Here is an 18,997-nt window from a genome sequence, read left to right as displayed (position 1 = left end):
AACCCCGGCCGGGCGCAATGCCGGGCCGGGCCGCCCGGCTCACGCGTCCTTGCGCCAGGCGTCATAGCGCGCCTTAGTCTCGGCATTCATCGGATAGAGCCCGGGCAGCACCGCGCCGCGGCCGACCTCGTCCACGATCCAGCCCTCCATCCGCTCCTGTTCCGGCGCCTCGGCCAGCACCTCGTCCAGCAGGGCCGCCGGGATCACCACGACGCCGTCCTGATCGGCGACGATGGTTTCGCCCGGCTGGATGCAGACGCCGCCGCAGCCGATGGTCTCGTTCCAGCCGACGAAGGTCAGGCCCGCGACCGAGGGCGGTGCCGCCGCGCCCCGGGCCCAGACCGGCAGGCCGGTGCCCAGCACCCCCGCCAGATCGCGCACCACCCCGTCGGTGACCAGCGCCGCGACGTTGCGCCGGGCCATCCGCGCGCAGAGGATGTCGCCGAAGACGCCCGCATCGGTCACGCCCATGGCGTCGATCACCGCGACGGCGCCTTCCGGCATTGCCTCGATCGCGGCGCGGGTCGAGATCGGGCTGCCCCAGCTGGCGGGCGTCGCCAGATCCTCGCGCGCCGGGACGAATCGCAGGGTGAAGGCCGGGCCCACGACACGGGTCTGCCCGGGCCGCAGCGGCATCGCGCCGCGGATCCAGACATTGCGCAGGCCCTTCTTCAGCAGGATCGTGGTCAGCGTGGCGGTGGTGACGGTTTCCAGCACCTGCACGGCGCGGGCATCGAGTGTCATGGCAATTCTCCTTTGGCCGGGGCGATATAAGCACCCTTTCCGGGCAAAAGGCAGGGCGGGCAGGCGCGGCGCGTACGGTCCGGGCCGGCAAGGGGGCGGCGGGGCAAGGCGGGAAGCCGCCGTTCACGCCCCGCGAGGCCGCGGAAATCCGCAAGGCGCCGCCAAGGCCGCTTTCGCTGATGCGCGCCCGGCTGCTAGGCAGAAGGGTGACGCCGCGCGGGGGCGCGAGCGGAATTGGGGGACGGCAGATGATGTGGAAGATGCGGCAGCCGGACCGGGCCTCCGCGCCCTCGGACGGGTCCGAAGGCGGGTCCGAAGGCGCGGAGGCCCGGTCCGGCGGGTCCAGGCAGCCGGCGTTCCTCGACGCGGCCTCGACCCGGTTCATCCTGTCGCGGCTGAACGGGGTGGATCACGTCACGATCCGGGTACTGGCGACGCAGGATGACGGCCCCCTGCCCGGCGCGGCCGGTGGCGACATCAGCGCGACCGCCGCCGCCGAGGTCGCGGCGCTGCTGCGCGAGGCGGGCTTCGACGTGACGCAGGAGGTGGTGGAACGGATGGTGCCGCCGCCCCTGACCCGGTTCGGCCTGCGCTATGCCGGGCGGCAGGCGATCCTGACCGTCGCGCCCGAGGTGGCGGGGCCGGCCTGAGCGCCTAGCGGAACAGCCCCCGCAGCCGGGCGCGGAACCGGCCCCAGCCGGTGCGCGCGTCGCGGCGGGCGGTATCGGCGCGGTCCTCGACCCGGTCCCAGCGGTCGCCCGCGCCGCGGAAGATCGGGTCCAGCGTCCGTTCCCGGAACTGCAGCCACATCCGCCGCGCCACCAGGACCAGCAGCGCCAGCATGACCAGGATCACGGTGTTCAGCCACGGAAAGCCGCTCGACACCGGGCCATCGACGGCCCGGATCGCCACCGCGTTCGGATAGGCCGACAGGAACGGAATGCGCCAGCCATAGCGGGTGACGATCGCCCATTGCGGGTTTCCCGCATCCGACCGCAGGTTCGCGGCCTCGGCCTGCAGGTTGGAACTGTCATACTTGAAATAGGGCGGCCAGACCCAGCCCGTATCCTCGTTGCGGTAGACCACGACGCGGCCGTTCGGGCGCACCGCCTGGATGAACAGGATGTCCCGCGTCTCGCCGCCGGTGCCGGTGCTCGCGGCACCCGTGCCGCTGTCGGCCGAGGCATAGAAGATGCGGTTCGACCCCAGCGTCGTCAGCCGGTTGTAGGTGTCGGTGATGCGCACCGTGTCGTGCCGGGGCAGGGTATAGTGCAGGAACAGCGCCACGATCAGCGCCGCCAGTGCCGCCAGACCCCATTTCACATAGCGCATGCCATCCCCCGGTTACTGGACGTTCACGGTGTAGACGATCGCCGCCGTGGCCACCAGCGGCAGCACATAGATCAGCCAGATCAGCCGGTGCCGCAGGCTGTGGCGATAGGCCTCCATCCCCCGCGCGACGAAGGCGGCGCGGTCGGCCCCGGTCGCGTTCTCGGGCGGATTCTCGTCCCAGTCCCGTTCCAGCCGCTCGCGCCGCAGCGACCGGGCATAGGCCGAGACCAGCCAGTAGACCACCGTCAGGACCACGGCCATCACGGCCAGACTTCGGAACAGCACCAGCATCCTGCACCCTCCGCCAGCGGATGCCTCAGGATTAGCCGCCCGGCCCCGCGCGGGCAATCGCCGCGGGGGCGGGCGGCGGGGGCATTGTGCCACGGCCATTGTGCCACGCGCGGCGCGGGCCTAGCCTTGGCCCATGGACGATGCCGCCCTTCCCTTCCGCGCCGAGGTCGAGTCCCGCGGCGACGATCTGGTCGCGCTGACGCAGGACCTGATCCGCATCCCGACGCTGAACCCGCCGGGCCGGATGTATCGCGAGATCTGCGAGATGCTGGCGGCGCGGCTGACGGCGCGCGGCTGGCGGTGCGAGCTGTTGCGCGCGACCGGGGCCCCCGGCGACAGCGACCGGTATCCCCGCTGGAACCTGATCGCCCGGATCGAGGGCGCGGGGCCGGGGCCTTGCGTGCATTTCAACGGCCATCACGACGTGGTCGAGGTCGGCCATGGCTGGACACGCGATCCCTTCGGGGCCGAGATCGACATGGATCATCCCGGCGGCCGCATCTTCGGCCGCGGCGCCTGCGACATGAAGGGCGGCATCGCCGCGGCGGTGATCGCGGCCGAGGCCTTCGTGGCGCTGCGCCCGGGTTTTGCCGGGGCGGTGGAACTGTCGGCCACGGCAGACGAGGAATCGGGCGGCTTCGGCGGCGTCGCCTGGCTGGCGGAACAGGGCCGGTTCTCGCCCGACAGGGTGCAGCACGTCATCATCCCCGAACCGCTGCACAAGGACCGCATCTGCCTGGGCCATCGCGGCGTCTGGTGGGCCGAGATCGAGACGAAGGGCCGCATCGCCCATGGCTCGATGCCATTCCTCGGCGACAGCGCCATCCGCCACATGGGCGCGGTGCTGGAGGAGATGGAGACGCATCTTTACCCGATGCTCGCCGCCAGGCGCACCGCGATGCCGGTGATCCCCGAGGGCGCGCGGGCCTCGACGCTCAACGTCAACTCGATCCATGGCGGCGAGGCGGAACCCGAACCCGGCTATACCGGCCTGCCCGCCCCCTGCGTCGCCGACCGCTGCCGGATCGTTATCGACCGCCGCGTCCTGATCGAGGAGGCGGTGGAGGAGGTGAAGGCCGAGATGCGCGCGCTGCTGGACCGGGTCCGCGCCCGCAGGCCCGGCTTCGACTATGCAATCCGCGACCTGTTCGAGGTGCAGCCGACGATGACCGACCGCGACGCGCCGGTGGTGCGGGCGACGGCGCGGGCGGTCGCGCGGGTGCTGGGGGCCGAGGCGGGGTTCGTGGTTTCGCCCGGCACCTATGACCAGAAGCATATCGACCGCATCGGGCGGCTGAAGAACTGCATCGCCTATGGGCCGGGGGTGCTGGACCTTGCCCATCAGCCCGACGAATGGATCGGCATCGCCGACATGATCGACAGCGCCACGGTGATGGCGCTGGTGCTGGACGATCTGCTGCCCGGCGGCTGAGCCCTCAGCCTTCGGGCGGGACCGCCATGTTGTCGATCAGGCGCACGCCCCCCGCCCAAGCCGCGACCAGCAGACGTGCCGGATCGCCGGGCCGCGCGGGGCCGAGCGTGGCCGCATCCCGGCATTCGGCATAATCGACGCTGTCGAACCCCGCCGCGGCCAGCGCCGCCCGCAGCCGGCCGGTCGCGGCGGCGGCGTCGTCCCCGGCGGCGACGTCCAGGGCCGCCTGCCGCAGCGCGTGGGGCAGGGCGGCGGCGCGGGCGCGGTCCGCCGCCGACAGCCGCACATTGCGCGACGACAGCGCCAGACCGTCGGTTTCGCGCACCGTGGGGCAGCCGACGATCCGCACCGGCAGGTCGAGATCGGCGACCAGCCGCCGCACCACCTGCAACTGCTGCCAGTCCTTCTCGCCGAAACAGGCGACATCCGGCTGCACCATCCCGAAGAGCTTTGTCACCACCGTCGCCACGCCGTCGAAATGCCCGGGCCGGTGCGCGCCTTCCAGCGGCTCGCTGACCCCCGTCACCCGCACCGTCGTCGCATGGCCGCCCGGATAGACCTCCTCCGCCGCCGGCGCGAAGACGGCATCCACCGACAGCGGTGCCAGCAGCGCGGCATCGGCCTTTTCCGTGCGGGGATATTTCGCCAGATCGTCGGGGTTGTTGAACTGGGTGGGGTTGACGAAGACGGACACCACCACCCGGGCGGCCTCGGCCCGGGCGCGGCGCACGAGGCTCAGATGCCCTTCATGCAGCGCGCCCATCGTCGGCACCAGTGCGACCTTCTCGCCCGCCCGCCGCCAGCCCGCGACCGCGGCGCGCAGATCGGCCACCCGGCGCAGGATCGGCGGGGTCATGCGCCCTCTCCGGCGGTGAAGACATGCTCCGGCCCCGGAAAGCGGCGGGCGCGGACATCCTCGGCATAGGCGGCGATCGCGGCGGCGGCGCCGTCGCCAAGCTCGGCATAGCGGCGGACGAATTTCGGCCGGAAGTCCCCGAACAGGCCCAGCATGTCGTCGACGACCAGCACCTGCCCGTCGCAGCCGGGGCTGGCGCCGATGCCGATGGTGGGCACCGCGATCTCGGCGGTGATCCGGTCGGCGAGGGCGGCGGGCACCTTTTCCAGCACCACGGCAAAGGCACCGGCCTCGGCCACCGCGCGAGCATCGGCGGCGACCCGGTCGGCATCGGCGCCGCGCCCCTGCACCCGGTAGCCACCGAAGGCATTAACCGATTGCGGGGTCAGGCCGACATGGCCCATCACCGGAATGCCCCGCGCCACGAGGAAGGCCACCGTCGCCGCCATGTGCCGGCCGCCTTCCAGCTTCACCGCCTGCGCGCCGGTTTCGGCCATCAGCCGGGCGGCATGGCGGAAGGCCTGTTCCGGCCCTTCCTCATAGCTGCCGAAGGGCATGTCGATCACCAGACAGGCGCGGTCCAGCCCCCGCGCCACCGCCTGCCCGTGCAGGATCATCATCTCCAGCGTCACGCCCAGCGTCGAGGGCAGGCCGTGCAGCACCATCCCTACGCTGTCGCCCACCAGCGCCACGTCGCAGGCGGCATCGACCAGCCGGGCCATCGGCGTGGTATAGGCGGTCAGGCAGACGACCGGCGTGCCCCCCTTGCGCGCGCGGATGTCGGACGGCGTCGCGCGCCGGGCGCGCTCCGTGCTGGCACTCATGGCGGATCCCCCCTTGGCCTCCCCGGCGGCACCGGGGCCGCTCGAGGCGGTTTCTAGGCGGGGATGCCGCGGGGACCAAGGGCTTTCTGCAGCGGCGAAGGGATCGGGCCTTGATCCGCGCGGTCGCGCGGTGTCACATCGGACGGCCCGGCCTTCCGAGGAGACGCCGATGACCCGACCGCTTCGCCTGACGCTCGCGCCGCTGGTTCTGGCCGCGCTGCCGGCGCTGGCCGCCCCGCCCGACACGCTGGTTCTGGGCATGGCGCTGGAACCCCCGAACCTCGACCCGACGGCGGGGGCGGCGGCGGCCATCGACGAGGTGGTCTATGGCAACCTGTTCGAAGGGCTGACACGCTTTGGCCCGGCGGGCGAGGTGCTGCCCGCCCTGGCCGAACGGTGGGAGGCGAGCGAGGACGGCCGCGTCTGGACCTTCCACCTGCGGCCCGGCGTGACCTTCCACGACGGCAGCGCCTTTGACGCGGCGGACGTCAAATTCAGCCTCGACCGCGCCCGCGCGCCGGACAGCGCCAATGCGCAGAAGGCGCTGTTCGCGGGGATCGAGGCGGTGGAACTGCCCGATCCGATGACGGTGGTGGTGCGGCTGTCGGCCCCGAACGGCGCCTTCGACTGGAACATGGCCTGGGGCGATGCGGTGATCCTCGCGCCCGAAACCGCGGCGCAGGCGGCGACGGCGCCGGTGGGCACCGGGCCGTTCCGGCTGGCCGACTGGGTGCAGGGCGATCATGTCACGCTCGCGGCCTGGCCGGAGTACTGGGGCGAGATCCCCGCCCTGACCCGCGCCACCTTCCGCTTCATCCCCGACCCGACCGCCGCCTTCGCCGCGCTGATGGCGGGCGACGTGGACGCCTTCCCGATCTATCCCGCGCCGGAAACCCTGCCGGCACTGGCGGCCGATCCCCGGTTCAAGGTGATCGTCGGCACCACCGAGGGCGAGACGATCCTTGCCATGAACAACGCCAAGCCGCCGCTGGACGACCCGCGGGTGCGCGAGGCGATCGCGCTGGCGGTGAACCGGGACGAGATCATCGAGGGCGCGATGTTCGGCCAGGGCACGCCCATCGGCACCCATTTCGCGCCGCACAACCCGGATTATGTCGACCTGCTGGACCTGTCGCCCCACGATCCCGACCGGGCGCGCGCGCTGCTGGCCGAGGCGGGGGCCGGGGATCTGACCCTGCGGCTGGCGCTGCCGCCGCCCGCCTATGCCCGCCGGGGGGGCGAGATCATCGCCGCCGAGTTGCGCGCCGTCGGCATCCGGACGGAGATCGCCAACCTCGAATGGGCGCAATGGCTGGAACAGGTGTTCAAGGGCCGCGACTTCGACCTGACCATCGTCGCCCATGTCGAACCGATGGACATCGGCATCTATGCCCGGCCCGATTACTACTTCGGCTATGCCCGGCCGGATTTCGTCGCGCTGAACGACCGGCTGAACGCCACCGCCGATTCGGCCGGGCGCAGCGCGATCCTGAAGGACATGCAGCGCATGATCGCCGGGGATCATGTGAACGCCTATCTGTTCCAGCTGGCCAAGACCGGCGTCGCCGACGCCCGGCTGGAGGGGCTGTGGCAGAACGCGCCGACCCCGGCCAACGACCTGTCCGCCGTGCGCTGGACCCCGTGACCCAGAGACGATGACCCCCGGAGAGACGATGACCCATTTCCTGCGCCTCGACCGCGACAGTGTCGAACCCACGGTGGAACGGCCCGACCCTTCGGTCGTGATCGCCGGCGATCCGGTCCACACGACATGGCTGCACGAGGAACACGGCAGCCTCTATGCCGGGATGTGGCAGACGACCCCCGGCATCTGGCGCGTGAGCTATTCGGAGTGGGAATACATCCACATCCTGTCCGGCCTGTCGATCCTGACCGAGGACGGGAAAGAGCCGCAGGAACTGGCCGCCGGGGACAGCGTGCTGATCCACCCGGGCTTCGCCGGGACATGGGAATGCGTGGAGACGACGCTGAAGGACTTCGTGATCCTGGAATGATGGACCCGACGTCGCGTATTCGATATTGTTCAGGACGAATACGCGAGGTGCGCGATGCCGAAGTCCGCCATGACGACCATGACCGTGCGGCTGGGGCCGGTGCTGGGTGCCTATGTGGCCGAAAAGGTGGGCGAGGACGGCGCTTATGAGAATGTCAGCGAATATGTCCGCGACCTGATCCGCCGCGATCGGGACGACAGCGAGCGGCAGGCCTTCGCCCGGCTGAGCGCCGAGCTGCGGCTTGCCTTCGCGGCGGAGGAGGCGGATTACCTGCCGCTGACCGCGGCAGAGGTCGTCGCCCGCAACGCCCGCTGACCGTGCCGCAGGTCAGGGTCCAGCGCAGGGCCGCGGCACAGATCGACGAGATCTTTCGCTACACGCGCGATCGCTGGGGCGAGGATCAGGCGCGCACCTATCTGGAAGGGTTGTTCGACCTCTTCGACCGGCTGGCCGCCCGGACCGTGGCCTCGCGCCCGGTTCCGGCCGAGTTCGGCGTCGACGGCTTCTACATCCGCTATCGCCGGCATGTCGTCTATTGGCGTTGGCTGCCGGACGGGGCCATCGGCATCGTGACGATCCTGCACGAGCGCATGCACCAGATGCGCCATTTCGACCGCGACCCGCCGTGATGCGGGGACCGGCGCGCGGCGAGGCGCGCGCCGGACGCGGGATCAGTTGATCGGCACCACCGTCACCGCTGCCGGGTCGTTCAGGCCGGCGGCGGCAAGGCCCTCTGCGCTGCCGATGCTGTTGGCGGGGCTGATCGAGCTTTCGGCCACGAAGGGCGGCCAGGGCGTCTGGCCCATGGCGATGGCGTTCTGCACATCGGCGGGCAGCGAGGCGAGCGGGATCATCAGCCCGTCCGGCCCTTCGACCATCTGACCTTCCAGCGCGATGGATTCCTCCAGCGTCCGCACCTTGACCGGGGTGCCGAGCGGCACGCGGTCGTAGAGGTCGAGGATGTCCTGGTTGAACAGGCGGATGCAGCCGGCCGAGGTGGCGCGGCCGATGGTCGAGGAATTGTTGGTGCCGTGGATGCGGTAATAGGTGTCGCGGCCGCCCCGGTAGAGGTAGAGCGCGCGTGCGCCCAGCGGATTGTCGAGCCCGCCTTCGATGCCGTTGCGATAGGGGCCATAGACCTCGGGATCGGTGCGGACCATGTTGGCCGTCGGCTGCCAGCGCGGCCATTCGGCCTCGCGGCTGATGACGGCGGCGCCGGTGAAGCCCCGTCCCTCGCGGCCCACGGCGATGCCATAGCGCGTGGCCATGCCGCCTTCCTCGACGTAGTACAGCACGCGGGCATGCGGATCGACCACGATGGTGCCGGGCAGGTCCGGGCCGTTGTAGCTGACGGTCTGGCGCACGTTCTGCGGCACCAGATAGCCCGGGTTGACGGCGGGGATGGTGTACTCGCCGTCCTGCACCGTCTGGTACATCGCCACCACATGCGGGGGCGGGCCGGACGGGCCCATCTGTTGCGGTGCGCCGCCCCCGCCGCAGGCGGCGAGCAGCGCCAGCGACATCAGGGCGAGGGCGGATCGGAAAGAGGGGGCGGCAGCAGGCAGCAGGATCACGCGCGTTCCTTTCAGGCGATTATCCCCGCCGCAACGCGCCATGGCAGTGGCTGGATGCCTGCGCCGGGAAAAAACATCGTCCTATCAGCGCATGCCGCGCGATGGCGTCAACCCCTTGGACCGCGGGCGCAGGAAAAAGGCCCCCGCGCGATGCGCGGAGGCCCCCACCGTTTCGTGACTTCGTCCTGCCGGACAGATCAGCGCATGTTGCCGATGGACCAGAACAGGGTCTCGCCCGAGTGGTCGTCGATGCCGTCATTGTCGGTCACCACCCAGCCTTCGCCGGCCGCGTCGATGGCGAAGCCCTCGACCTTGTCCAGCACGAAGCCGTTCAGCGACTTCAGGTCGGGGATCAGGTCGCGGACCTCTTCCTTCGTCACCTTCGGCAGTTCCGAGCCGATCGCCGCCGGCGCCAGTTCGCTGGCCGGGAAGCGGAAGATCTTCTTCACCACCGCGGCGTCGCCGACCAGGTTGTCGCGCTCGACAATATAGACCCAGTCGCCGTCGATGGTGATCTCGGACAGGCCCATCCAGCCTTCGCCCTTCGGCTCCAGCGGGTAGGCGACCGCGCCCCATTCCTCGGAGTCGGTGTTGTAGGCCAGCAGCTTGACCTGGCCCTTGGGATCGTCGCCCCATTCGCGCTGCACGGCCATCCACAGCGTATCGCCCTGGACCGCGATGCCTTCGAAGCCGAAGCGGATCTCGTTCTTCAGCAGGTCGGCGGGCAGGGCGATCTCGTCCTGGATCTCGCCTTCGGCATCGACGTGGTAGATCGCATGCGGGATCAGCCGGTCGCTGCGGCCTTCCGAAGCCAGCCAGAAGCCGCCTTCGCCATCGGCGGCGATGCCTTCGATGTCCAGCTTCTGCGCCGGATGGCCGTCACGGGTGACGACGATCTTGCCGGTGATGCGGGCGGGCTTCTGCGTGGCGTCGATGCTGTAGATCGACGGCTGCGCGCCATAGGCGCTGTCCGAGGCTGCCCAGAGATGGCCGGCCCGTTCCGGATCGGCGGCCAGCGCGGACAGCGCGCCCCAGCCGATGGCCTCGTCCGCGCCCTCGGCGGTGATCATCGGATAGGCGGCCTCGCCTTCGGCCCGTTCGTAGATCATCACATGGGCGCGGGCGAGCCCGTCTTCGCCCAGATCGACCTCGTTCGCGGTGGCGAGCAGGTTGCGCGAGGGGATCGACACCATGCCTTCCGGGCTGATGCCCGAGGCGATCAGCTGCACCAGCTGCGGCGCGGCCGGGTCGGTCGCGTCATAGGCGCCGATGACCGAGGCGCGTTCGGTGGCGACGAAGATCATCGGCGTGCCGTCGAACACGGCGAAGTCGATCGATTCCGGCTCCACGCCCTTGGCGTCGGACCGCTTGTCCGGATAGTGGCCGATGGCGGCGATGGCCTTTTCCAGCGCGCCCGCATCTTCGTAGACCAGCGTGCCGTCCTTGTTGAAGATCGACCAGCTGCGCGAGCCGCCTTCATAGTCGCCCTCGTTGGCGGTGGCGAAATGGTCGTTGTCGATCCACTTCACGCCATCGGGTTCGCGCGGCACGGCGGTCGCGCTGCCCGAGAAGTCGAGCTTGCCGTCATCCTCGGTGTCGATGCCGTCCAGATCGACGGTGCCGGCCGAGAAGTGGCTGGCCACCGCGCCATCGGTGCCGATGACGACGATGTGGTTGTTTTCCTGCAGGGTGACGACGATCTCGCCCGCCTCGTTCACATCCACATATTCGGGTTCCGGGTCGTCGCCCGCGACCTCGGCCAGGCCGGTCACGTCGATCTGCTGCAGGTTGGCGCAATCGGCCACACCGTCCGTGACCGGCACCTTGACCACGAAGCCCGCGGGCATCTGCGGGATCATGCCGTCATTCACGTCCTCGTCGCGCTCGTTCTCGATCGCGACGGTGATGAAGCTGCCGTCCTTCGCCCGCGCGACCGAGTCGGGCTGGCCGCCGAGGTCGCACTCGCCGAGGATCTCGTGCGAGGTCATGTCCACCGTCACCAGCTTGCCCGAGGGCGCGGTGTAGCTTTCCGAGGTGTTCACGCCCACGAAGGCATGATTGCCGATGATCTGCGCGGTGGTCGGCTCACCGCCCATCTCGATATTGCCGCCGGCTTTGGGCGCGGCCGGATCGGTGATGTCGATCAGGCCCACGACGCCCAGCGGGCTGTCGGAATAGACCAGCGTCATCCCGTCTTCCGAGGCCGAGATGATCTCGGCCGAGGTGGCGCGCATGCGGTCCTCGCCCTCGGCCATGTTCATCGGCGTGGCGAAAGAGGCGACACGGTTGAAGGTCATGTCCGCCGCCGCCGGGAAGGCGGTGGCGAGCGCGAGCACCGAGGTGAGGCTGGAAAGCCGGATCGACATGGACGAGCATCCTCCGAGGTTGGGTTGCAGGAGCAATCGGCGGCTCGGGTAACGCTTTCGTGACATCCGGCTGAATGTTGCATGACGCTAGGGCAGGCGGCGGGACGCCTTGCCCCCGTTTCGCCGCGCGTCAGCCGATCACGTTGAACTCCGGTCCATAGGGATAGCCGGTGATGTTTTCCGCCCCGTCCTCGCCGATGACCAAGATATCGTGTTCGCGGTATCCGCCTGCGCCGGGCTGGCCCTCGGGGATGGTCAGCATCGGCTCCATGCTGATCACCATTCCCGGTTCCAGCACGGTGTCGATGTCCTCGCGCAGTTCCAGCCCCGCCTCGCGCCCGTAGTAATGCGACAGGAGGCCGAAGCTGTGGCCATAGCCGAAGGTCCGGTAGCGCAGGAGGTCGCGTTCGGCGAGGAAGTCGTTGATCCGCGCCGTCACCTCGGCGCAGCTGACGCCCGGGCGCAGCAGGCTCATCCCGTATTCATGCGCCGCGACATTGGCCTGCCAGAGGGACAGGCTCGCCGCGTCCGGCGCGCCAGCGAACAGGGTGCGTTCCAGCGCGGTGTAATAGCCCGAGATCATGGGAAAGCAGTTGAGGCTGAGGATGTCGCCGGACCGGATCGCGCGGTTGGTGACGGGGTTGTGGGCGCCGTCGGTGTTGGGGCCCGACTGGCACCACACCCAGGTGTCGCGGTATTCCGCGTCCGGGAAGCGGCGGGCGATCTCGGCCTCCATCGCGTCGCGCCCGGCCATCGCCACCTGCAGTTCCGTCGCGTCGACGCGCACCGCCTCGCGGATCGCGTGGCCGCCGATATCGGCCACCTGCGCGCCGTGGCGGATCAGGTCGATCTCGGCCTCGGACTTCACCATCCGCTGCGCCATCGTCGCGGGGGCGATGTCCATGCCGCGCTTCGGCTGCAGGAAGTGGTTCAGCTTTTCCGCCTGCACCATCGTCAGGTGATCGGCCTCGCAGCCGATGGCGCGGCCGGTGCCGGCGACGCCGGCGACCGTGCGCCAGAAATTGTCGCGCGCCCAGTCGGTATAGGTGACGTTGTCGCCCACCGACCGCCGCCACGGCTGGCCCGCGTCGATGCCGGCGCTGACCGTCACGCAATCCTCGCGCGTCACCACGCAGGCATAGGGCCGCCCGAAGGAGCAGTAGAGAAAGCCCGAGTAATAGGCGACGTTGTGCATCGAGGTCAGCACCACCGCGTCCAGCGAGTGCAGGTCCATGATGTCGCGCAGACCCTCCAGCCGGGCGGCATATTCCTCGGCGGCGAAGGGCAGGGCGGCCTTCTCGCCATTGTGGAAGCGATAGCTTTCGGGGCGGGCGGAAGCGGGGGTGTTCATCGGTCAGACCTCGTGCTGCGGGGTCGCGCGATGCGGCGGACCCCGAAAGGTCCCGGCGTTCAGGACGGTGACGGGCGGCGGGGCGAACCCCTTGCGGCGACGCCATCGCCGCGGCCCTTCCGCATCATGCCCGAACGGCGCGGCGAGGCAAGGCCCGCAACCGAAAGCGCGGCCGATACGTTGCCCGTCGGGCGGAACGGTGGAGGATCGGATGGCTGACGCATCGGCAGGGACGGAGACGGGGATGGACCCCGCGACGGACACAGGGGCTCAAGCAGGGCCGCCGCAGGTCTTCGACAGCCGCCGTTCGGAACTGGGCGAGGGGCTGCTGTGGCATCCCGGCCGGGGGCAGCTGTTCTGGTTCGACATCCCCGAGGGGCGGCTGCTGTCGCGCGACGAGACCGGCCCGCTGGCCTGGGCGCTGCTGGAAACCTGTTCCGCCGCGGGATGGGTCGATGACGACACGCTGATCCTGGGCGGCGAAAGGCGGCTGTGGCGGTTCGACCTGGGGCGCGGCACGGCCACGGCCCTTGCGGTGCTGGACGAGGATCCCGCCCTGCGCAGCAATGACGGCCGGGCCGATCCCTGGGGCGGGTTCTGGATCTCGACCACAGACAAGGAGGGCGCGCGGGACCGCGGCGCGATCTGGCGCTGGCACCGGGGCGAAGTGCGGCGGCTGGTCGAGGGGCTGACCACGCCGAACGCCATCTGCTTTGCGAGGGATCATGCGCTTTACGCCGACACGCCCCGGCAGCGGGTCTGGCGCCTGCCGCTGGACGGCGAGGGTTGGCCGGCGGGTCCGGCGCGGCCCTGGCTCGACCTGTCGGACCGGGGGCTGAACCCGGACGGCGCGGTGATCGACGCCGATGGGCTGTTCTGGTGCGCGCTCTGGGGCGGGGGCCGGGTCGCGGCCTTCGACGAGGCGGGCGCGGTCGTCCGCACGGTGGCCTTTGACGCGCCGAACGTCACCTGTCCGGCCTTCGGCGGCCCCGGTCTGACGACGCTCTACGTCACCACGGCGCTGGAGGGGATGGATGACGACGCCCGCGCCGCCGCGCCGCGCGCCGGGATGGTGCAGGCCGTGGCGGGCGCCGGGCGCGGGCGGGCGGAACCCGCGGTGACGCTGTAGCCTGCCGCCCGCGTCGCTTTCGGGCGATTGCAGCAGGCGAAACGTCGCGCAGGGCATGGCGCGGGCCGGCGCGGGCCTGCTATGGCTGGCAGGTCTGACAGTTGGAAAGGAGACGGTCGCCATGACCAGCCTGTCGAATTCGCTCGCCGCCACCGACATCGCCACCGCGCTGCATCCCTATACCGATGCGCGGATGCTGGAGGAGAAGGGGCCGATGATCATCGCGCGCGGCGATGGCATCCATGTCTGGGACCAGGCGGGCAAGCAATATATCGAGGGGCTGGCGGGGCTGTGGTCCGTGGCGCTCGGCTTCGGCGAGCAGCGGCTGGTCGAGGCGGCGACGCGGCAGATGCGGGAGCTTCCCTTCTACCACACCTTCGCAGCCAAGGCGCATGAACCCTCGATCCGGCTGTCGGAGAAGCTGGTCGAGATCACGCCCGACCCGATGACGCGGGTCTTCTATACCAACTCCGGCTCCGAGGCGAACGACACCGTCGTCAAGATGGTGTGGTACTACAACAATGCCCGCGGCCTGCCGCAGAAGAAGAAGTTCCTCGCCCGCACCAAGGGCTATCACGGCGTCACCGTGGCGGCGGCGAGCCTGACCGGCCTGCCCAACAACCACCGCGACTTCGACCTGCCGGCGATCCCGGTGATCCACCTGACCTGCCCGCATTTCTACCGCTTCGGCGGCCCGGGCGAGACCGAGGCGGAGTTCACCGCGCGGCTGCTGGCGGAACTGGAAGCGGTCATCGAGCGCGAGGGCGCCGACACCATCGCCGCCTTCATCGGCGAGCCGCTGATGGGCGCGGGGGGCGTGATGGTGCCGCCCGCCGGCTATTGGCAGGGGGTCGAGGCGATCTGCCGCAAGCATGACATCCTGCTGGTGGCCGACGAGGTCATCACCGGTTTCGGCCGCACCGGACAGCGGTTCGGCTGCGAAACCTTCGGCTTCACCCCCGACATCATGTCGCTGTCGAAGCAGATCACCTCCAGCTACATGCCGCTGGCCGCGGTGATGTTCAGCGAGGCGATCTATGACGTCATCGCCGACAATAGCCACAAGATCGGCACTTTTGGCCATGGCTATACAGCCTCGGGCCACCCGGTTGCGACGGCGGTGGCGCTGGAAAACCTGAAGATCATGGAAGAACGCGACCTGTTCGGCGCCGCCGCCCGGCTGGGGCCGCGGCTGCAGGACGGGCTGCGCGGCTTTGCCGGTCACCCGCTGGTGGGCGAGGTGCGCGGCATCGGCCTGATCGCCGGGGTGGAACTGGTGGCCGACAAGGGCAGCCGCGCCTCTTTCGCGCCGGCGGGCAAGGTCACGGCGCAGGCGGCGCTGTTCGGGCAGGACGAGGGCCTGATCTTCCGCGCCATCGGCGAGACGCTGGCCCTGTGCCCGCCGCTGATCGTGACCGAGTCCGACATCGACGAGATCGTCGCCCGGATGGGCCGCGCGCTGGATCGCACGCTGGACTGGGTGCGGGCCGAAGGGCTGAAGGCGGCGTAACCCGGCGGGCGGGCACCTCAGTCGAAGGTGCCCGTCACCCGGCCGAGCAGCATGAAGGCGCGGGCGGTGCGCGTTTCGGCGAAATCGGCCACGTCCTGATCGGTGGCGGAACGCTCGAAGTCCTGAAAGGTGCGGTCGAACTGGCGCAGGAAATGATGCGCCGCATCGCGGAACACCGTGTCCTGCCGCATCCGTCCCGCCGTCAGCGCCAGCGAGGACCGGTCGCGCACCCCGCCAAGCGCGGCGATGCCCCGGCCCCGCTCGCCCGCGGCAAAGCGGCGCCAGACCTCGGGCCGGGCGCGGTCGGGGCGCAGGTCGTCCATGTAGATGCCGTCCTGCGCCAGCAGGGTCAGCACATCCTGCGCGGCGCGGATCAGCCGGGCCATCGTCCGGTCTTCCAGCGCCCGGCGCAGGGCGCGGAAGCCGTCGCGATCCTCGGGGCTTTCGGGGAAGTTCAGCGCGAGGATGAAGTCGGACACCGACACCGGCATCCGCAGATCCTCGGCCGGGGTGCCGAGCGCCAGCGCCGGCTGTTCGTCGATCACCTTCATCTTCGGGGCGGGCAGCGCGGCCTTGCGGTCCGGCGCGGGCAATTGCGCGTGGTCCCGGCGCGAGGCGAAGGTGGCGATGGCGCTTTCGGTCTGGCGCTGTGCCGCCGCGATCTCGTCCAGCTTCCGCTCGACCGAGGGGCGGCCCATCGCGGACTGCTGGCTTTGCTGGACATAGGCGGTGCGCATTGCCTCGACCGCGCCCTGCAGGCGCCGCGCCTCGGCCCTGAGCGCGCGGGCGCTGCGCGCGGTGGTGGCCGCGACCCAGATCATGCCCACCGGGAGGAAGATCGCGACCAGCATGAGGACGGTGGCCAGCGTGCCGGGCAGGTCGGGATTGGCGACCCGGTCGGTGACGAGGAAGAACAGCACCACCAGACCCAGCCACAGCAGCGTCAGCACTGCCGCCGTCACCTCGGCGACCGAGATGCGGGGCAGGGGCTCTTCCCGCCCGATAAGGCCGATCCCGACATCCAGCGGGCGGTCCTCCTGCCGGTCGGTCATCGCTGGGGCCCCGTCTCAGACGAACCGGATGGAAATGATCTCGTAGCTCTTCTCGCCGCCGGGGCTGCGCACCTCGACGGTGTCGCCCTCGTCCTTGCCGATCAGCGCGCGGGCGAGGGGCGAGCGGACATTGAGAAGGCCGCGTTCCAGATCGGCCTCGGCCTCGCCGACGATCTGGTAGGTGCGCTCTTCCTCGGTGTCCTCGTCGACCAGCGTCACGGTGGCACCGAACTTGATGCTGCCGGACAGGCGGGCGGGGTCGATCACCTCGGCCCGGCCGATGATCGATTCCAGCTCCTTGATCCGGCCCTCGACGAAGCTCTGGCGTTCGCGCGCGGCATGGTATTCCGCGTTCTCGGACAGGTCGCCATGTTCGCGCGCCTCGGCGATCGCCTTGATCACGGCCGGCCGTTCGACCGATTTCAGCTGCTTCAGTTCGTCATCCAGCGCGGCGTGGCCGGCGCGCGTCATCGGTATCTTTTCCATCGCACTCTGTCAGGCAAATGCACCGCGGACCCCCAAGGCGGAGGCGCGGCGCGTCGTCGCGAACTCGTTCGCAGCACCAGACCCGCAATGACGCCCGATTGCAAGCGACTTCGGAACCCGCGCGGGCAGAGATGCCGCCACCGGAGCCATCGCCATGATGCGGCGTCAGCGTTGCAGCCTGTCGCAGGGTAAGTTAACCGTTGCGGCGAAAGAAAATTGCCAGCACGCGCGAGCCGGGAGGAAAAGCCATGACCACGATCGAGCGGGAGTCGATGGAATACGACGTGGTGATCGTCGGTGCCGGGCCGTCGGGCCTGTCGGCGGCGATCCGTCTGAAACAGCTCGACCCCGACCTGAACGTGGTGGTTCTGGAAAAGGGGTCGGAGGTCGGCGCGCATATCCTGTCGGGCGCGGTGCTGGACCCTGCGGGCCTCGACGCGCTGCTGCCCGACTGGCGCAGCATGGACGCGCCGATCCGGACCGAGGTGAAGGAGGACAACTTCTACCTGCTGGGGCCGGCGGGCAAGCTCCGGGTGCCGAACTGGCCGATGCCGCCGCTGATGTCGAACCACGGCAACTATATCGTCAGCATGGGCAATGTCTGCCGCTGGATGGCCGGCGTGGCGGAAGGCCTGGGGGTCGAGATCTTCCCCGGAATGTCGGCCAGCGAGATCGTCTGGGGCAAGGATGGCCGCGTCGCGGGCGTCGTCGCGGGCGAATTCGGCAAGAACTCCGACGGGACGATCGGCGAGGGCTATGAACCCGGCATGGAACTGCTGGGCAAGTATGTGCTGCTGGCCGAGGGCGTGCGCGGCTCGCTGTCGAAGGAGGTCATCGCCAGGTTCGACCTGTCGCGCGACCACGAGCCGCAGAAATACGGCATCGGCATGAAGGAGATCTGGGAGATCGACCCCGCGAAGCACCGCGAGGGCACCGTCACCCACACGATGGGCTGGCCGCTGGGGTCGAATGCCGGGGGCGGGTCGTTCATCTACCACGCCGAGAACAACCAGATCCTGATCGGCTTCGTCGTCCACCTGAACTACGCCAACCCGCACCTTTACCCCTACATGGAGTTCCAGCGCTTCAAGCTGCACCCGATGGTCCGGGACCTGCTGGAGGGCGGCAAGCGCGTGGCCTATGGCGCGCGGGCGATCAGCGAGGGCGGGTTGCAGTCGATGCCGAAGCTGACCTTCCCCGGCGGGGCCCTGCTGGGCTGTTCGGCGGGCATGGTCAACGTGCCGCGCATCAAGGGCAACCACAACGCGATGCTGTCGGGCAAGGCCGCGGCCGAGGCCGCCCATGCCGCGCTGGCGGCGGGCCGGGCCGGGGACGAGCTGACGGAATACGAGGCGGATGTGCGGTCCGGCCCCATCGCCGCCGATCTGCGCAAGGTCCGCAACGTCAAGCCGATGTGGTCGCGCTGGGGTCTGGGCGCGAGCCTTGCGCTCGGCGGGCTCGACATGTGGGCAGCGTCGCTGTTCGGTGCGCCGCTGTTCGGGTCGCTGAAGCATGGCAAGACCGACGCGGCGGCGACGGGCGAGGCGTCGAAGTTCAAGCCCATCGACTATCCGAGGCCCGACGGCAAGCTGGGCTTCGACCGGCTGACCAACGTGGCCTATTCCTTCACCAACCACGAGGAAAGCCAGCCCTGCCACCTGAAGCTGCGCGATCCGGCGGTGCCGATCGCGGTCAACCTGCCGCTCTATGACGAACCGGCGCAGCGCTATTGCCCGGCCGGCGTCTATGAGGTGATCCGCGACGAGGCGGGGACGCCGCGCTTCCAGATCAACTTCCAGAACTGCGTGCACTGCAAGACCTGCGACATCAAGGACCCGACGCAGAACATCGTCTGGACCACGCCGCAGGGTGGCGACGGGCCGAACTATCCGAACATGTGACCGATGTCCCGCCCGCGACCGGCTTGCTGACGGCCTGCGGGCGGGGGCGGTGACAATCGCGCGAGCAGGCGGGCGGGGCGGGTGATTCCGGCCCCGGGCGGGGCATCGCGCAATTGCCAAGGCCCGGGGGCGGC

19 protein-coding genes are annotated in these 18,997 nt (G+C 70.0%); 9 read left to right on the top strand and 10 right to left on the bottom strand.

What is annotated here, in order from left to right; all coding sequences use genetic code 11:
• Positions 1 to 39 precede the first annotated feature (39 nt).
• Positions 40 to 744 (bottom strand): ribonuclease activity regulator RraA, encoded by a 705-nt coding sequence (locus tag EEY80_RS02050; protein ID WP_126974877.1) that lies wholly within the window; start codon positions 742 to 744, stop codon positions 40 to 42.
• A gap of 248 nt (positions 745 to 992) precedes the next feature.
• Between EEY80_RS02050 and EEY80_RS02045 the strand changes: the two genes are divergently transcribed.
• Complete coding sequence (locus EEY80_RS02045) at positions 993 to 1,394, top strand: hypothetical protein (protein WP_126974876.1); 402 nt, start codon at positions 993 to 995, stop codon at positions 1,392 to 1,394.
• A gap of 4 nt (positions 1,395 to 1,398) precedes the next feature.
• Here EEY80_RS02045 and EEY80_RS02040 read toward each other — a convergent pair whose 3' ends face one another.
• Positions 1,399 to 2,076 (bottom strand): DUF1523 family protein, encoded by a 678-nt coding sequence (locus tag EEY80_RS02040; protein WP_126974875.1) that lies wholly within the window; start codon positions 2,074 to 2,076, stop codon positions 1,399 to 1,401.
• Between the two features lie 12 nt (positions 2,077 to 2,088).
• Positions 2,089 to 2,367, bottom strand: coding sequence for a hypothetical protein (locus EEY80_RS02035; RefSeq protein WP_126974874.1), 279 nt, complete (start codon positions 2,365 to 2,367; stop codon positions 2,089 to 2,091).
• Between the two features lie 133 nt (positions 2,368 to 2,500).
• Here EEY80_RS02035 and EEY80_RS02030 point away from each other — a divergent pair, with 133 nt between their 5' ends.
• Positions 2,501 to 3,799 (top strand): acetylornithine deacetylase/succinyl-diaminopimelate desuccinylase family protein, encoded by a 1,299-nt coding sequence (locus EEY80_RS02030; RefSeq protein ID WP_126974873.1) that lies wholly within the window; start codon positions 2,501 to 2,503, stop codon positions 3,797 to 3,799.
• A 4-nt stretch (positions 3,800 to 3,803) separates the two neighbouring features.
• Here EEY80_RS02030 and panC read toward each other — a convergent pair whose 3' ends face one another.
• Positions 3,804 to 4,655, bottom strand: a complete 852-nt coding sequence (panC, locus tag EEY80_RS02025; RefSeq protein WP_126974872.1) for a pantoate--beta-alanine ligase — start codon at positions 4,653 to 4,655, stop codon at positions 3,804 to 3,806.
• Positions 4,652 to 5,479, bottom strand: a complete 828-nt coding sequence (panB, locus tag EEY80_RS02020) for a 3-methyl-2-oxobutanoate hydroxymethyltransferase (protein WP_126974871.1) — start codon at positions 5,477 to 5,479, stop codon at positions 4,652 to 4,654. Before panB ends, panC begins: the two co-directional genes overlap by 4 nt.
• A 169-nt stretch (positions 5,480 to 5,648) precedes the next feature.
• Here panB and EEY80_RS02015 point away from each other — a divergent pair, with 169 nt between their 5' ends.
• Genes EEY80_RS02015 through EEY80_RS02000 form a run of 4 tightly spaced genes read left to right on the top strand, consistent with a single transcriptional unit; the run spans position 5,649 to position 8,123 of the window.
• Entirely contained in the window at positions 5,649 to 7,124 is a 1,476-nt protein-coding gene (locus tag EEY80_RS02015) for an ABC transporter substrate-binding protein (protein WP_126974870.1), read from the top strand.
• A gap of 28 nt (positions 7,125 to 7,152) precedes the next feature.
• Positions 7,153 to 7,494 carry a cupin domain-containing protein gene (locus EEY80_RS02010; RefSeq protein WP_126974869.1) on the top strand — a complete coding sequence of 114 codons (342 nt, stop codon included), beginning with the start codon at positions 7,153 to 7,155 and terminating at the stop codon, positions 7,492 to 7,494.
• A 54-nt stretch (positions 7,495 to 7,548) separates the two neighbouring features.
• Complete coding sequence (locus tag EEY80_RS02005; RefSeq protein ID WP_126974868.1) at positions 7,549 to 7,809, top strand: addiction module antitoxin; 261 nt, start codon at positions 7,549 to 7,551, stop codon at positions 7,807 to 7,809.
• Between the two features lie 2 nt (positions 7,810 to 7,811).
• Positions 7,812 to 8,123 (top strand): type II toxin-antitoxin system RelE/ParE family toxin, encoded by a 312-nt coding sequence (locus tag EEY80_RS02000; protein ID WP_126974867.1) that lies wholly within the window; start codon positions 7,812 to 7,814, stop codon positions 8,121 to 8,123.
• Positions 8,124 to 8,165: 42 nt separating this feature from the next.
• Here EEY80_RS02000 and EEY80_RS01995 read toward each other — a convergent pair whose 3' ends face one another.
• From EEY80_RS01995 to EEY80_RS01985, 3 genes are all read right to left on the bottom strand, one after another.
• Entirely contained in the window at positions 8,166 to 9,083 is a 918-nt protein-coding gene (locus EEY80_RS01995) for a L,D-transpeptidase (RefSeq protein ID WP_407920711.1), read from the bottom strand.
• 182 nt (positions 9,084 to 9,265) lie between these two features.
• Complete coding sequence (locus tag EEY80_RS01990; protein WP_126974866.1) at positions 9,266 to 11,434, bottom strand: esterase-like activity of phytase family protein; 2,169 nt, start codon at positions 11,432 to 11,434, stop codon at positions 9,266 to 9,268.
• A gap of 130 nt (positions 11,435 to 11,564) precedes the next feature.
• Complete coding sequence (locus EEY80_RS01985; RefSeq protein ID WP_126974865.1) at positions 11,565 to 12,785, bottom strand: aminopeptidase P family protein; 1,221 nt, start codon at positions 12,783 to 12,785, stop codon at positions 11,565 to 11,567.
• 211 nt (positions 12,786 to 12,996) lie between these two features.
• Here EEY80_RS01985 and EEY80_RS01980 point away from each other — a divergent pair, with 211 nt between their 5' ends.
• Together EEY80_RS01980 and EEY80_RS01975 are read left to right on the top strand one after the other, a co-directional pair.
• Positions 12,997 to 13,914, top strand: coding sequence for an SMP-30/gluconolactonase/LRE family protein (locus EEY80_RS01980; RefSeq protein WP_235829678.1), 918 nt, complete (start codon positions 12,997 to 12,999; stop codon positions 13,912 to 13,914).
• Positions 13,915 to 14,035: 121 nt separating this feature from the next.
• On the top strand, positions 14,036 to 15,424 hold the full coding sequence (locus EEY80_RS01975; protein ID WP_126974864.1) for an aspartate aminotransferase family protein: 1,389 nt from the start codon (positions 14,036 to 14,038) through the stop codon (positions 15,422 to 15,424).
• Positions 15,425 to 15,441: 17 nt separating this feature from the next.
• Here EEY80_RS01975 and EEY80_RS01970 read toward each other — a convergent pair whose 3' ends face one another.
• Entirely contained in the window at positions 15,442 to 16,476 is a 1,035-nt protein-coding gene (locus EEY80_RS01970) for a hypothetical protein (RefSeq protein WP_126974863.1), read from the bottom strand.
• Between the two features lie 15 nt (positions 16,477 to 16,491).
• Entirely contained in the window at positions 16,492 to 16,962 is a 471-nt protein-coding gene (greA, locus tag EEY80_RS01965; RefSeq protein WP_164738104.1) for a transcription elongation factor GreA, read from the bottom strand.
• Between the two features lie 248 nt (positions 16,963 to 17,210).
• On the opposite strand from greA, the gene EEY80_RS01960 reads away from it, so the two are divergent.
• Positions 17,211 to 18,863 carry an electron transfer flavoprotein-ubiquinone oxidoreductase gene (locus tag EEY80_RS01960; protein ID WP_126974861.1) on the top strand — a complete coding sequence of 551 codons (1,653 nt, stop codon included), beginning with the start codon at positions 17,211 to 17,213 and terminating at the stop codon, positions 18,861 to 18,863.
• The last annotated feature ends 134 nt before the right edge of the window (positions 18,864 to 18,997 follow it).

This window comes from Frigidibacter oleivorans (genome assembly GCF_003993775.1).
GTDB classification, from domain to species: domain Bacteria; phylum Pseudomonadota; class Alphaproteobacteria; order Rhodobacterales; family Rhodobacteraceae; genus Frigidibacter; species Frigidibacter oleivorans.
This window is presented reverse-complemented; position numbering and strand designations above follow the sequence as displayed.